The organism is Argonema antarcticum A004/B2 (assembly GCF_023333585.1).
In the GTDB taxonomy this organism is placed as follows: Bacteria; Cyanobacteriota; Cyanobacteriia; order Cyanobacteriales; family Aerosakkonemataceae; genus Argonema; species Argonema antarcticum.
The window spans coordinates 1-13,876 of record NZ_JAIQZN010000026.1 but is presented as its reverse complement, the minus strand read 5'-3'; the positions used below and the strand labels follow the sequence as shown (position 1 = coordinate 13,876).

15 protein-coding genes and 1 pseudogene are annotated in these 13,876 nt (G+C 42.4%); 7 read left to right on the top strand and 9 right to left on the bottom strand.

The features are described from left to right. The first annotated feature begins 750 nt into the window (after positions 1-750). Positions 751-2,286, top strand: a complete 1,536-nt coding sequence (locus tag LAY57_RS13445; RefSeq protein WP_249067289.1) for a family 10 glycosylhydrolase — start codon at positions 751-753, stop codon at positions 2,284-2,286. On the opposite strand, the gene LAY57_RS13440 is transcribed toward LAY57_RS13445, so the two are convergent. Beyond that, positions 2,190-2,564 (bottom strand): hypothetical protein, encoded by a 375-nt coding sequence (locus LAY57_RS13440; protein ID WP_249067288.1) that lies wholly within the window; start codon positions 2,562-2,564, stop codon positions 2,190-2,192. The two genes, LAY57_RS13445 and LAY57_RS13440, sit on opposite strands and share 97 nt — an antisense overlap. A gap of 51 nt (positions 2,565-2,615) precedes the next feature. Here LAY57_RS13440 and LAY57_RS13435 point away from each other — a divergent pair, with 51 nt between their 5' ends. After that, entirely contained in the window at positions 2,616-2,951 is a 336-nt protein-coding gene (locus LAY57_RS13435; protein ID WP_338022408.1) for a DUF6883 domain-containing protein, read from the top strand. After that, entirely contained in the window at positions 2,948-3,208 is a 261-nt protein-coding gene (locus LAY57_RS13430; RefSeq protein ID WP_249067286.1) for a DUF4926 domain-containing protein, read from the top strand. Before LAY57_RS13435 ends, LAY57_RS13430 begins: the two co-directional genes overlap by 4 nt. A gap of 210 nt (positions 3,209-3,418) precedes the next feature. Here LAY57_RS13430 and LAY57_RS13425 read toward each other — a convergent pair whose 3' ends face one another. The 6 genes and pseudogenes from LAY57_RS13425 to leuS form a co-directional block, all read right to left on the bottom strand. Then, positions 3,419-4,060, bottom strand: coding sequence for a Uma2 family endonuclease (locus LAY57_RS13425; RefSeq protein ID WP_249067285.1), 642 nt, complete (start codon positions 4,058-4,060; stop codon positions 3,419-3,421). Between the two features lie 110 nt (positions 4,061-4,170). Then, positions 4,171-4,743, bottom strand: coding sequence for a hypothetical protein (locus tag LAY57_RS13420; RefSeq protein WP_249067284.1), 573 nt, complete (start codon positions 4,741-4,743; stop codon positions 4,171-4,173). A gap of 21 nt (positions 4,744-4,764) precedes the next feature. Beyond that, positions 4,765-6,405, bottom strand: coding sequence for a pentapeptide repeat-containing protein (locus LAY57_RS13415; RefSeq protein WP_249067283.1), 1,641 nt, complete (start codon positions 6,403-6,405; stop codon positions 4,765-4,767). A gap of 39 nt (positions 6,406-6,444) precedes the next feature. Further along, positions 6,445-6,579: pseudogene (locus LAY57_RS36235) on the bottom strand (pentapeptide repeat-containing protein); the annotation flags it as partial. A 164-nt stretch (positions 6,580-6,743) separates the two neighbouring features. Then, a complete protein-coding gene (locus LAY57_RS13410; RefSeq protein ID WP_249067282.1) occupies positions 6,744-7,385 on the bottom strand; it encodes a Uma2 family endonuclease in 642 nt (213 codons plus the stop codon). A gap of 134 nt (positions 7,386-7,519) precedes the next feature. Continuing rightward, positions 7,520-10,099: a leucine--tRNA ligase gene (leuS, locus tag LAY57_RS13405; RefSeq protein ID WP_249067281.1), complete on the bottom strand. Its 2,580-nt coding sequence runs from the start codon at positions 10,097-10,099 to the stop codon at positions 7,520-7,522. A 216-nt stretch (positions 10,100-10,315) separates the two neighbouring features. On the opposite strand from leuS, the gene LAY57_RS13400 reads away from it, so the two are divergent. From LAY57_RS13400 to LAY57_RS13385, 4 genes are all read left to right on the top strand, one after another. Further along, positions 10,316-10,870, top strand: a complete 555-nt coding sequence (locus LAY57_RS13400; protein WP_249067280.1) for a poly(ADP-ribose) polymerase family protein — start codon at positions 10,316-10,318, stop codon at positions 10,868-10,870. Positions 10,871-10,872: 2 nt separating this feature from the next. Beyond that, entirely contained in the window at positions 10,873-11,064 is a 192-nt protein-coding gene (locus LAY57_RS13395) for a hypothetical protein (RefSeq protein ID WP_249067279.1), read from the top strand. A 79-nt stretch (positions 11,065-11,143) separates the two neighbouring features. Next, positions 11,144-11,773, top strand: coding sequence for a Uma2 family endonuclease (locus LAY57_RS13390; RefSeq protein WP_249067278.1), 630 nt, complete (start codon positions 11,144-11,146; stop codon positions 11,771-11,773). 33 nt (positions 11,774-11,806) lie between these two features. After that, positions 11,807-12,211, top strand: coding sequence for a gamma-glutamylcyclotransferase family protein (locus LAY57_RS13385; protein WP_249067277.1), 405 nt, complete (start codon positions 11,807-11,809; stop codon positions 12,209-12,211). A 51-nt stretch (positions 12,212-12,262) separates the two neighbouring features. Here LAY57_RS13385 and LAY57_RS13380 read toward each other — a convergent pair whose 3' ends face one another. Both LAY57_RS13380 and LAY57_RS13375 read right to left on the bottom strand, forming a co-directional pair. Next, positions 12,263-12,823, bottom strand: a complete 561-nt coding sequence (locus LAY57_RS13380; RefSeq protein WP_249067276.1) for an anti-sigma factor family protein — start codon at positions 12,821-12,823, stop codon at positions 12,263-12,265. A 279-nt stretch (positions 12,824-13,102) separates the two neighbouring features. Beyond that, the gene (locus tag LAY57_RS13375; RefSeq protein ID WP_249067341.1) at positions 13,103-13,762 is read right to left on the bottom strand and encodes a sigma-70 family RNA polymerase sigma factor; all 660 of its coding nucleotides are present in this window, start codon (positions 13,760-13,762) and stop codon (positions 13,103-13,105) included. Positions 13,763-13,876: the final 114 nt, after the last annotated feature.

The window sequence follows — 13,876 nt, the reverse complement described above, 5'->3', positions numbered from 1 at the left end:
TCCCATTGCCGATCGATAGCCAGTTGAACAGTACAAAACTACGGGGCATTGCCGCTAGAATAGTTCCAAAAAAGTTCACTTTCCTTCTAGCAAAAAGCGCACTCACGTGGATATTGTTATTAAATTGCCAGTCAGCTATAAAAGTCGTTGTTGTCAATGACTTCATCTAGTCTACTGGTTAGTGAAAAATGAAATAACTCTTTTACGATCTCAGGATGCGGAGTTATTGTCATCTATCTTAGGTTTAATAGGTTGAATATGTGAGGATCTCGTGAGGTAGATATATCCCTGATTTGTCACTCTGGAAAGGCGTTGTTTCGCATCTTGACCGCTTAAAGATAGCGGTTTTGGCTTCGTGTACCTCACGCGGCTGCAAGCTGCTGTATTGGTAATTAGAAATTACTCGCTCTTTGGTGGTATAATCCACGCGAAGCATACGCTGAAAAGCATCTAAGCAGATAGGCACAATTAAACTCAAAACTCGCAGGGGCTCAGAAGTCGGGTTTCTTGAAGAAACCCGACTTCTGGGTGTGAGGTTTATTTACGCCCACTTCCTTAAATTATTTGGGCTAGACCATTTGCCCGAATTCCTTTTAAGGACAATTTAGCTTAAACTCTTCTGGAAGCTAACTTTGTTGGCCTATAGCCTAGCGGCTCTCTATCCCTAGTGGGAACCAGTGGTGCAGCAACCAGTCCTTAAGGGCTGATGATTTCCCAGTATCGTTTTTTCTTTTCTTTCTGGTTGATGGTATGTTGAAAGCTCTCATAGCTGTGACGCGACACCAAAGTAGTTTCTATCGCAGGGTTTTAGCCTGTGTCTCGATCGGTATCTTGCTTAGTCCCTGGATCGATCGCAAACCAGCCCTGGCACAAGTAAGGGTTCCTTGCCAGTTACCAGCCGAGGCGAGCCAACAGAAAGAAAATTTCCGGCTGGCAGCTTTGAGAGGCGATCGAGAAGCGCAGAATCGCTACCAAGCCCTCATAACTAAACAGGCAGCGCAATTGCAGGAGTGTCGCAGCCAAAACTGGCCTCGCAATCAGGCTATTTGGTTGCGCCTTTATCCCTGCGATATCCGTCCAGGATCGCTGGGTGCGATCCTCGATCGCATTGTGAATAAAGGCTACAACGAAGTTTATGTGGAAGTGTTTTATGACGGCCAAGTGCTGCTACCCCAGACAGATAACCCCACGCCTTGGCAATCTGTTGTACAGGTACCCGGAGCAGAGAAGTACGATCTGTTAGCTGAAGCGATCGACAAAGGCCGCAAGCGGGGTCTAAAAGTTTACGCTTGGGCGTTTACAATGAATTTCGGCTATGTCTACGCTCAACAACCCGATCGGCGATCGGTGCTGGCTCGCAACGGTATGGGCAAAACCAGTCTGGAAGTAGCTAACGATGCCGGTATAGACACCGATTTAACAAAGGGCGATGCTAGTAAAGCTTTCATCGATCCCTACAATCCGCAAGCGCGACAAGATTACGAAAAGTTGATTGAAGCGATCGGCAAACGCAAACCGGATGGCGTGTTATTTGACTACGTTAGATATCCACGGGGTACGGGGGATGCTTCGGTGGTTACCAAAGTTCAAGATTTATGGATTTATGGCGATGCGGCTCAGCAAGTCCTTTTGCAACGCGCCATCAACAATAAAGGACTTGACTTAATCCGGCGATTTTTGACTAAGGGATACGTTACTACCGAAGATATTGCCCAGGTTGACCAATTGTATCCAGAGGAACAAGAACCGCTTTGGCAGGGGCGCAATCCCGACCTGACAAAAAGCGTATTGCCACCAGCAGAGCGTCAGCCGATGCTGCAAACGGAGTTGTGGCAGCTGAGCGTGGCTCACGCCGCACAAGGTGTCTTAGACTTTGTAACGGCGGCAATCAGGCCGTTGCAACGGCAAGGCATTCGGACAGGGGCGGTGTTTTTTCCTGGTGCTAACCAATCTGTCAATCAAGGGGGGTATGATTCTCGGATACAGCCTTGGGATAAGTTTCCTAGCTCAATGGAGTGGCATCCCATGCTCTACGCTAATTGCGGTGAGAGCAGTTGTATTTTGAACGAGCTGCAACGGGTTGTGAGTCTAGCGCCACTTGGGACAGAGATTAAACCGGCGTTGGCGGGGGATTGGGGAAGATCTTTGAGCGATCGGCCCTCCCTAGAGGTGCAAATGGCGGCAATTCGTCAAGCAGCGCCGCAAATTAATACGGTGAGCCATTTTGCTTTTTCTTGGCAGGAACCGGATAGCGATCGCGAAAGAAAGTTCTGTAGGTTGAGGTAGCGATCGCGGTAGGGTGCGTTAGCCTCAGCGTAACGCACCCACTCGGAAAGTGTCTTCTGCTCCCCAAAAACAACCCGCTGCAAAGGTAGCTTTTTCCATCGCGAATTTTGAGCATGAAGAGTGCGATCGCGCAGCTGACGAACGGCAATCGGTTTTTTGAGGTGGTTTTGGGGAAAGAGTGCGATCGGATCGATGGGGATGAGGAATGCGATTCGGATCGATGGGGATGAGGAATGCGATCGCGTGTTTATAGGATGTAAAGCAGAAGAAATACCCAAACTACTGGATAATTTAGGTAAGGGTAATCAAGAAAGTGAAAACCATTTACCATAAAATTACCGAATGGCGAAAATGCTGAAATTACCATGCAAAAGCTAATCAGCTACTGCCTCAACCCAGAACATTCTAGCGGCAAGCACAAAGCCAGAGTTTTCGCATCAGTTTTGGGAATCACAGCCGAAAATGCTGATATTTTGAAAGAGCTTATTCAAAGGGCAGCTATTGAAGGCGAAGTTGCCCAACAAGACAACACACCATTCGGTCAACAGTTTAAAGTAGATTGGATAGTGCCACATCCCGAAGTAATTCAACTTCGGACAATCTGGGAAATTACATTAACTAATCCCAACCCACGTTTGATTTCCGCGTTTATTAAACTACCATGACAAATCTTAAACTTTTGGATATCGTAGCCATTCTCAACCCAGTTTCAATTGAGAGATTAACTCTGGTAGAACCAGAATACAGATCGATCTCCAGTTTACCCACTGGACAAGTCGGAACCATCGTTGAGGTCTACGATACAGGAGAAGAGAGTCAGTATTTAGTAGAATTTGCTGACAACCAAGGATGTGAATATGCAATGGCTATCTTAAAAGAGGATGAAATTTTAGTTCTGCACTATGAACTCACGGTTGCTTAAAAATATAGTTGGAATCGCACTTAGATAAAGGCAAGCGCTCTTTTTGATGAACCGCTCGTTTAAACGTGCCTACAAAACCCTCGTCCGTAGACACCCGGAGTTACAGCCCAAAGTTGAAGCTGTCTTGAGACTGAGACTTTTGACAGAAAAAAAAGCCAGCGTTTATTATTGATAATTAACAAATTTTCCTGAGCCGTTTCCTATTAAAACCTATTGCTGAAATTCCGACAACAACCACGAGCCTACTTGAGATTGATCCATCGTTCTTGTACGCCGCAACACTTCCTCCAATATCGACATTGACAAACCTGGCAAAACTTGAGATTCGGTAATTCTTCTGCTACCACCAGATTCGATCGCAAATGCAATTATTCTGATATTCTGCACATCTAAAATCCAATATTCTTTTACTTCTAAATCTTCATACAATAATCTTTTTGCACCCTGATCGTCAGCAAGAGAAGTATTAGCGACTTCTATCACCAAATCTGGTGGCGGGTAATTATCTAAGTTAATAATAGAGGTTCCCCAAGGAATTATTTGCGCGTTTTCTCCAATGTAGTAAGATACATCAGGTTGGCATTCTTGTACGCCAGTTTTTCGGTAACTACAGGTAGTTAAACCTTTCAAAGCAACGTTTTTTATAATACCAAAAAGGTTAACAGCCAAGGATATAATCGTATTATCAGAAGCGTGATCGTGTCCTAATGGGTTCATTTCAATCCTCAATTGTCTGTTATGATAGTAACATTTTGCTTTTTGATATATCGGATCTTCAATAATCCGTACATATTCTTCCCAAGTTTCTGTTACCCAAGTATCATTAGGAATTTTTGTTTGTAAGTTACTCATGGCTAAATTAATGGGGGTAATTCTATTGTAGACTAAAAGAGTGCGATCGCACCAAAGTCTAATTCATAAACCGAGTTTATTTGATGATTATTTATTCATCATTCTATTTTTCAATCTTCAACTTGCCAACCTTCCAAAACAGCTACTAAAATATTGACTAATGGATGATCGATTAACTCTTTAAATGCTTCAATACTACCAGATTTAATTGCACCTATTACCCGTTCTCTCAAAGTAGGGTCAGCTTCAATCTGTTTAATTGCTTTTTCCACTACTACCATTTTTTCCGATGGAGTATTAGTCGGGTTACTTTCAGACAGTTGTTGTAGTAGTTGCTGAATATCTTTTGCGGCTTCAGCCAGATTTTGTTGCGCCGAATAGTTGTGAATATTGCCACCTATTTGATCGCCTTGAACTGTCTCAGCAAAGCCACCAGCAAATTGGGCACCGCGTTGATCATACTTAGGCGCTTCTGACATAGATTTACTCTCCGATGTTGCTATAACTTCATTTATAATATTAATTGGTCTTTGTGCCAGAATTATATTAATTTTTCTTAAATAAGCAACTTCATCGCGATAAATTTCTATTTCCTTATTTTTAGCTTTAATTTCTGATTCTAATCCTTTAATTATTTGTTCGTACTTTTGTTTAATTTCATTAATATCTTCTTCATTCGGCATAAGTTAGATAGTAGGTTATTCTTATTCAGCCTTATGATTAGTATAAATCACGATCGGACTTTTAGCTAAATTCTCAGCTAATTCTCTCAGGTGATATATTTGTTGGCGATTTGCTGCTATTTCTTCATCTTTAGCGGCTATTTCTGATTTGTATTTTTCTTCTAATCTTGCCATTTCTTGTAGAAGCTGCTGAATATATTTTGCAGCTTCATCTAGATTTTGTGGCGCGGCGTAGTTGTGAATATTACCAGCGATTTGATCGCCTTGAACTGTCTCAGCAAAGCCACCAGCGAATTGGGCCCCGCGTTGGTCATACTTAGACGCTTCTGACATAGATTTACTCTCGGATGTTGCTATAATTTCAATATTAATCCCTTTTTCTACCATTCTTAACATAATTCTTTCCATTTTTACGTTTTGTTCGCTGTAAATTTGAATTTCTCTATCTTTTGCTTGCAATTCGGCTTTATATTTTTCTTCTACGGCTTTAAGTGCTAGGGCGTAATTTTGGGTAAAGTCGCTGTGAATCTTTTCTTTATTAGCATCAAGGGGAACGCTAACTCGGACGACAATAACGCCATCGCCTTTGTTTTCAATACTCTGGATAGTGAGTTCGGTATCTTCATTTTCTACTTGTACTTTTTTGAAGGCGGTGATAAAGGCTTTCCAGTCAATGCCTTTGTCGAAAATTAAGTCAACCGTCGTCAAAACTTCTTCAAATAGTTTGGTAAATTCTCCCGGTTTAAATTCGCCACTGCTGGGACGGCGTTCGCGGTCGTCGGTTCCTGGTTTGGGATATTCTAGGAGATAAACAAATCGACAATCGACATTATGCAGTTTGGTGTTACTTTCAATATTCCAACCTTCTACACAAACGCCTGTCATTTGAGCGCTAGTAAAATCAGTGCCTATTGCTTGAGCGAGAGTTAAGTTTCCCCATTCTAAATTAGCTTTTTGGAAAGTTACATCGGTGATATCGGCTTCTTTTAAATTAGCATAACTGAGGTCTGCACCTATTAAGTTAGCACCTCTGAGATTAGCACCAAGATAAGATTTGTGTTTGCCATTTGCGCTGATAAGTAGCTCTCGAACAGATGAATTAATTAATATTGTGTCATTTACTTTGGCTAGATCAAGTTGTTTTGCTTGACAAAAGCGAGTGCGAGTCAAATTTGCATTTGTTAAATCCGTATTTTTGAGCTTTGCTTGCGTAAAATTAGCATTTGTTAAGTCAGCTTCGTGAAAGCTAGTGCCATTTGCCGCAGCTATAGATATCGCAAGTGAACGAACAAAAACAAACGGAAATTTTGGATCTCCAGCTAAGGCACGCCAACCAATATAACTACTTAATAATACGAAAGTTATATTAACAATTATAGTTATAGTTAAAGCATTACTTCCTGATCCAACTGCCGCCACAACTATAGCCACAATTACAAGAGTAGTAACAGCTAAAAGGACAGATAGCGCTATGTTTACAGTTCCAACAACACAAATGAACACAGCACCAATAATAGCTATAACCACTGCACCAACCATAGCCACAGCTATAGCTGGAGCTATAGCATTAATTAAAAGTGCTGCCACAAACATAGCTAAAGCTTGAGACACAACAAACGTTAAAGCTAAGACCATAGCGCCTAAGCAGCTTACTAACAACATATTTGCCCAGCGGCGTTGCAGTCCCGCTTTAGCCTTGGTGAAATTCGCGCCTATCAAAATAGCATTACTGAAATTTGCCCCTCGGATATCTGCTTGGGAGAAATTTGCACCCGTAAGGTCTTGATTTTTGAAGTTGCGTCCTCGTAGATTTTGACCGGAGAAGTCTTGAGGCATACTCAATTAACCAAAGGAGGTTAGGTAACAATATATTTCATTGTGGCAGAAAGGTTTAACCAATGACAACGTTGTATTTCGGTTCCAGATGCAGCAGCAGAAAGTTCTATGTTCAGTGTTTGGATGATTACCTGGAAAGAAAGCGGGTTTCTGAAATCTCAAATTTATTTCTGAAATTCCGACAACAACCAAGCGCCTACTTGCGATTGATCCGTTGTTCTAGTCCGCCGCAACGCTTCTTCTAATACCGACATTTTCAAATTTGGTAAAACTTGAGATTCGGTAATTCTTCTGCTACCGCCAGATTCGATCGCAAATGCAATTATTCTGATATTCTGCACATCTAAAATCCAATATTCTTTTACTCCTAAATCTTCATACAATAATCTTTTTGCACCCTGATCATCAGCAAGGGAAGTATTAGCAACTTGTATCACTAAATCTGGTGGCGGGTAATTATCTAAGTTAATAATAGATGTTCCCCAAGGAATTATTTGCGCGTTTTCTCCAATGTAGTAAGATACATCAGGTTGACATTCTTGTACGCCAGTTTTTCGGTAAGTGCAACTATCTCTTCCATTTAAAGGAATTTTTTTGATCGTCCCAAATAGATTAACGGCAAAGATAATAATCGTGTGGTCTAATGAGTGTTCAGAACCAAGTGGTGTCATTTCAATCCTCAATTGTCCATTATGATAGTAATATTTGGCTTTTTGATATGCAGAATCTTCAATAATTTGAATATATTCTTCCCAAGTTGCTGTTACCCAAGTATCACTAGAAATTTTCGTTTTTAACTCTAGCATAGTTGCTTTCCTCACTAGCTAAATTTTAATTAACTTGTAGGGTGCGTCAGAGCAATAAAATTAGTGATTATCTCCAAAATTGTGCTATCTGACGCACCCTACAACTTTAGCGCTTTAGCGCAACAACGTACCTATTACCCAACTACAAAATTCACCAATTTTCCAGGTACTACGATCGCTTTTTTAATCTCTTTCCCCTCTGTATAACGTTGTGCTGCTTCTGACTCGCGAGCATATTTTTCCAAAGTTTCCTTATCTGTTGTTGTCGGAACTTGAATTGTGCCGCGAGTTTTGCCATTAATTTGAATTACTAAAGTAATTTCATCAACAACTAAAGCAGATTCATCGTGTTTGGGCCAAGTTTGTTGGTGGACAGATGGAGTATTACCAATTGTCTGCCATAATTCCTCAGCAATATGAGGAGAAAATGGCGCTAAAAGCAGAATTAAAGTTTCGATACCTTCCGCATAAATTGGTGAATCTTTGCAGGGAGCATCATGGATAGCATTGCTCAATTTCATCAACTCTGAAATTGCTGTATTCAATTGATATTCGCCTTCTAAATCATCGGTGATTTCCTTAATGGCGGTGTGAATTGCGCGGCGTAAATCCTTCTCTATTTTGGATTTTGGATTTTGGATTTTGGATTTATTTATCTTAGCTGATGACTGATTGTTGGCAAAATCAGCTACCAAACGCCAAACACGGTTTAGAAAGCGAAATTGTCCTTCAACGTCTGCTTCATCCCATTCCAAATCTTTTTCTGGAGGTGCTTTGAACAGGATAAACATCCGTGCGGTATCGGCACCGTATTTATTAATTACATTTGCCGGTGCGACGCCATTATATTTCGATTTGGACATTGTTTGGTAGGAAACTTCTAGCGGTTCACCAGTTTCGGGATCTTTGGGCTCTTTGGGATTTATTAACGCAGATGGAATATATTTAGCGTTACCGGATTTGTTAGGATTGGTGTAAGTTAAACCTTGCACCATGCCTTGAGTTAAGAGGCGTTGAAATGGTTCATCGAAATTGAGCAAACCCCGATCGCGCAACACTTTCGTAAAGAAACGAGAATATAATAAGTGTAGGATTGCGTGTTCAATTCCACCGACATATTGATCGACAGGCATCCAATCATTTGTTTTCGCAGAATCGAACACTTTACCCTCGTTTTTGGCATCGCAAAAACGCAAGTAATACCACGATGAATCGATAAAAGTATCCATTGTATCCGTTTCTCTTTTCGCAGGCGTACCGCAACTAGGACAAGGTACATTTACCCAACTTTCCAATTGTGCTAAGGGTGAAGCACCACGACCGCTCAATTCTATATTTTCTGGCAATATTACTGGTAAATCTTGTGTCGGTACTGGCACTATGCCACATTTTGGACAGTGGATTACGGGAATTGGCGCACCCCAATAACGCTGACGAGAAATTAACCAATCTCGAAGGCGATATTGTATTCGCGCTTTGCCGAAATCTTGTTTTTCCGCATATTCAATAATGGCGGTTTTTCCTTGAATAGAATTCATCCCATTGAAGGAACTAGAATTAATCATAATTCCAGGTTCGGTGTATGCTTCCTTTAATTCAGAATTGGCATCTTCTTCTGAGGAAACAATTACTACTTTGATGGGCAATTGTTTTTCTTTGGCAAATTTGAAGTCCCGCGTATCATGTGCGGGTACACCCATTACCGCGCCCGTGCCATACTCATATAAGACGTAATCGGCAATCCAAATCGGAATTTCTTCTCCCGTAAAAGGATTGATTGCCTTACCGCCTGTAGGAATACCGCGTTTCGGTTTATCTTCAGCAGTTCTTTCCAATTCGCTTTGATTGGCAACTTCTTTAATGAAAGTTTCGACTGCTTCTTTCTGTTCCGGGGTAGTAACTTTTGGTGTTAAAGGATGTTCTGGCGCGAGTACCACATAGGTGACGCCATAAACCGTATCGGGACGAGTGGTAAAGACGCCGATTTTCTCATCCAATCCAACTATTGGAAATTCCAGATAAGCACCGACAGATTTACCAATCCAGTTGGCCTGCATTAACTTTACTCGTTCCGGCCAACCTGTCAACTTATCTAAGTCGTTGAGTAATTCTTCAGCGTAGTCGGTAATCTTGAGGAACCATTGACGCAACTTTTTCTTTTCCACTATTGCGCCGGAACGCCAAGAACGACCCTCGCTATCGACTTGTTCGTTTGCTAATACTGTTTGGTCGATGGGGTCCCAGTTGACGGCTGCTTCTCTTTGATAAGCTAGTCCTGCGTGGAGAAATTGCAAGAATATCCACTGCGTCCACTTGTAATAGTCGGGGGAACAAGTGGCGAGTTCGCAATTCCAATCGTAGGATAAGCCCAAACGCTTTAATTCCGATCGCATTTGCGCGATATTGTTATCAGTCCACTTCGCCGGATGGGTTTTGTTTTTGATGGCGGCGTTTTCTGCTGGGAGTCCAAACGCATCCCATCCCATCGGATGCAATACCCGATATCCCTGCATTCGGTGTACTCGCGCGATCGCATCCGTGATAGTATAGTTGCGGACATGGCCCATGTGCAGGTTGCCCGATGGATAGGGAAACATGGACAGGGCGTAGAATTTGGGCTTATTGTTGTCTGTAGGGGTTTGGTCTAAGCCTTGTTCAGCCCAAGTCTTTTGCCACTTTTCCTCTATTTCGGCTGGGTTATATCGAGATTCCACAATCTAGAACTCCTGCTGGGTCACAAATCAACTACATTCTCCCATTGTGGCACGAATGGGAAGGCTTTATTCAGATTTTCATTGTGAAAAAGTGCATTTTTTCCTTGATTAGCCATAAGGATTACTCTAACTTTTTGCTACCAGATATCAGACTAGCTATAATTTGTATTATTATACTATCTAACCACTAATTTTCAATAAAAATATCATCAGTGCATGACTGAAACGATTCGCATCTACGGCTATCATGGCACAAGCGCAGAAGCAGCAGCGGCAATTCTTCAAGAAGGCTTCAACATCAGCAGCAACGAATACGACTGGTTGGGAAAAGGGGTTTATTTCTGGCAAGATGCGCCGCTGAGAGCTTGGACATGGGCAAATCAGAACTATCCAGTAAATCCCGCTGTAATCCGTTCTTCGATTCGCTTGGAAAATTGCATGGATTTACTGGATATTAAATGGTTTCCATTTATCAGAAGGGTATATAATTTATTTGTAGCAGAGTATGAATTAACAAATCAGACTTGGCCTCAGCAGAACCCCGAACGATCGAAAGCTCACAGGTTAGACTGCGCCTTTTTTGACTATACAGTTGAGAAAGTTTTGCAGCCTGAAGGACAGATTGTTAAAGCTATTCGTTCTGTATTTGTAGAAGGCGATCGCATTTTCCCAAATTCTGCTGTTTTTGACCTAGCTCACGTTCAAATAGCTATTCGAGATACTTCTTTAATTGAAGAGTCTTGTTTGATAGAGATACCAGGAGAAATTTAACCATGCTAGACCCCAAAAAATGTGGCGAAATACTTCTCAAACATTTTGAGGAAGTAACTACTGAAGAGTTTCTCGCAGGTTTAAGACAAGCCTGTCCATATCTCTTTGAAGAAGATGAATTGAATGGAACAGAAAAATCCAATTCGTCTGTGACAGAAAAATCTAATCAACATCAAACCTTTTCCAACTCTTGAGCATCAATCCAAGCAATTTCTTGCTAAAAACAAGTTTAATGTAAGGTTTCGGATTAAAGCGATTGACAAAACATTTACTATGACAATCACCATTACTAAACCGCTAACTTTTGAAGAGTTTTTGCAAGTCTGTCCCGAAGATGGTATCTACGAATTAGTCGATGGAGAAATTATAACAGTGGAAGCTACAGGAGCGCATAAGAATGTAGCGAGGTTTCTACTATTTGCTTTCAATGATGAAATCAAGCGCTTGAAACTTGACTGGATTGTTGATAAGGATATAGTTATCCGAACTTTTACCAGTGAAGGAATTGAAAGAGGTAGAAAACCAGATGTAAGTTTAGTTGAAGAGAGAATTTGGAACAGATATCTCAACACTTATGCTGGAATTACAGAACCCCTACTTTTAGCTGTTGAGGTAGCATCAAGTAACTGGGATGATGACTACATTGACAAACTGGATGAATATCAACGATTGGGTATTCGTGAATATTGGATTGTAGACTATCTGGCTGTTGCTTCTCGCGCTTATCTGGGAAATCCTAAAGTTCCCACTGTGTCTGTTTATTGCTTAGTAGAAGGAGTATATCAAGTTACGAGATACACTGGCAATGACTCGATTGTTTCTCCAACTTTCCCAGAGTTACGGTTAACTGTTGCGACTGTTGTAGCTGCTAGTCTACCACGTAATATGCTTGATGGCGGCTGATTCTGTAAATGGCTAGAACTATCAACCCACAAAATGTTAAAAGTTTTTGTCTACGGCACTCTCAAACCGGGAGAATCGAACTATCTGCGATACTGCGCTGGTAAAGTGGTAGAAGAAAAAATAGCTATGGCTTACGGTCAACTTTTTCACTTGCCTATAGGATATCCTGCCATGACACCAGGGTCTGCCATAGTCCAAGGTTATTTGCTGACTTTTGCTAACTCAGATATTTTACGCGACCTTGATGAGTTAGAAGATTACGACTCTAAACGATCGCCAGAACAGAATCACTATAACCGATTTGAAATTGAAGTTTTTAATCAAGACGGAAGTGGACTCGGCTTAGCTTGGGTTTACTTAATGACAGCCGAACAAGTTGAAAAGCTGGGAGGTGTTCTCCTACCTTTTGGCTGGTGGACTGGCTCCAAAGCGGTTTGAATTAGAGGTAAATCTGAAATCTGAAATCTTTCTTTTTTGCGATCGGTTTACTTATTTGCTGGGTTGATAATATGAACCAGTGTATTTAAGTGAATTTTGCGGCGATGCGATCGGTGCTTTGGGAATTTCTACTACAGCTTCGTTCAACGCCAGCATCAAGGGTTCGGAGGTTACAGCCGGTGTAGGAGATTGAGCTAACTGAGGGGAAAAGGGATCGCTACCGCCGAACAAGCCTGACACAGCACCGATAAAGACAGCTGCTACAGCAGTTCCACCCCACATTAGCATTTGCTTTTGCCTACGGCGGTCAAGGTGCGAAAACACTTGATTTACCGTTGCTTCCACAGGTTGTGCGGATGCTGGGACAGGCATTGTCCGTACCCCTTTGCGTAGCTTCAGGAGTCTGGCATACAAACACTGTACCTGGGGGTCGCCAGCCAGCCATTCTTCTACTTGTCGGCGTTCTTGGGCGCTCACCTCACCATCTAGGAAGGCACTGAGCAATTCAAAGCGATCGCGCTTTTGAGTATCGATAGCACCCATATCCCCCGCTGGCAAATTCCCCAGGAAATTCGGTTCTGAATTATTACGGGATTCAAAGTCAGGAGTCATACTAATGCTTGAATGCGTAGATTTTTGATAATTAAGTCGATTCTCAGGAGTGAGAACCTTTGCCGAGGCGGGTGGAGAAATACTGCCTTATTTCAACTTGGTCTTTGATGAAACCAGTATGTTACTACACAGCTATGTACGCTCAGCACCCTGTAGAGCCTAGTCTACTACATATTCTCAACAAGCAGTTGAGGGGTCTGAGCAACAGGAGTCGCTCTTTATAGTCCGGTACAGGTGAGCCTTAGAAGGGATAGCACAACGGGGAGCTTGACTTCCTTGCTAACTATCCAGATAATTTTGTAGCTGAGACTGGAGTCGTTGACGGGCTCTGGCGATGCGCGACTTCACGGTTCCCAGAGAAACGTTGGTAATCTCGGCAATTTCTTCATAAGCCATGCCTTCGATTTCTCTAAGGACGATCGTAGTCCGAAAAACCTCTGGCAGATCCGCGATCGCAATATGCAGTTGCTCGTAAAACTCGCGGGTACTCAAATCTTCTACTGGCCCCGGTTCGTCCGCCGCAATTTCCCAATCCATCTCGCCATCATCCAGCATTCTGGGTGCATCTAACGAGAGGGGTTGAGCTACTCGCTTGCGTTTGCGTAACTCATCATAAAAAAGATTGGTGGCTATCCGCGTCAGCCAACCCCGAAACTTCACAGGTTCGTTCACCCGCTTAATATTGCGGTAAACCCGAATCCAGACTTCTTGGGCTAAATCTGCTCGATCTTGCCAATCAGGTGCTAAGTGGTACAAAATCTTGTCCACGTGGGACTGATACCGACGCAGCAGTTCCGCAAATGCCAACCGATCGGGCCGATGCTCGGTTTGACAGCGCAAAACTAAGTCATAGTTAGATAGTTTTTCAACTGGCTCCACTATTGCTTGAGGAAAGCTGACCTCACTGCTAGACCAGGATACAGAAATTGATTGACTCATTGACCGAATCCGCTTTAAAACATCCCTCCCTTGAAGACGCGGCCTATATTTAAGAAGTTCCCGCACTTTTACCATAGTAGAGTTTTGGGCTAGGGGAGAGGGGGAGAGGGGGAG

Coding starts and splice junctions, on each gene's coding strand:
- LAY57_RS13410 (WP_249067282.1), bottom strand. CDS start 7,385: ATGCTAGAGTTAAAAACGAAAATTTCTAGTGATACTTGGGTAACAGCA.
- LAY57_RS13375 (WP_249067341.1), bottom strand. CDS start 13,762: ATGAGTCAATCAATTTCTGTATCCTGGTCTAGCAGTGAGGTCAGCTTT.
- LAY57_RS13415 (WP_249067283.1), bottom strand. CDS start 6,405: ATGTTGTTAGTAAGCTGCTTAGGCGCTATGGTCTTAGCTTTAACGTTT.
- LAY57_RS13430 (WP_249067286.1), top strand. CDS start 2,948: ATGACAAATCTTAAACTTTTGGATATCGTAGCCATTCTCAACCCAGTT.
- LAY57_RS13395 (WP_249067279.1), top strand. CDS start 10,873: ATGCTAGACCCCAAAAAATGTGGCGAAATACTTCTCAAACATTTTGAG.
- LAY57_RS13390 (WP_249067278.1), top strand. CDS start 11,144: ATGACAATCACCATTACTAAACCGCTAACTTTTGAAGAGTTTTTGCAA.
- LAY57_RS13385 (WP_249067277.1), top strand. CDS start 11,807: ATGTTAAAAGTTTTTGTCTACGGCACTCTCAAACCGGGAGAATCGAAC.
- LAY57_RS13380 (WP_249067276.1), bottom strand. CDS start 12,823: ATGACTCCTGACTTTGAATCCCGTAATAATTCAGAACCGAATTTCCTG.
- LAY57_RS13445 (WP_249067289.1), top strand. CDS start 751: ATGTTGAAAGCTCTCATAGCTGTGACGCGACACCAAAGTAGTTTCTAT.
- LAY57_RS13425 (WP_249067285.1), bottom strand. CDS start 4,060: ATGAGTAACTTACAAACAAAAATTCCTAATGATACTTGGGTAACAGAA.
- LAY57_RS13400 (WP_249067280.1), top strand. CDS start 10,316: ATGACTGAAACGATTCGCATCTACGGCTATCATGGCACAAGCGCAGAA.
- LAY57_RS13420 (WP_249067284.1), bottom strand. CDS start 4,743: ATGCCGAATGAAGAAGATATTAATGAAATTAAACAAAAGTACGAACAA.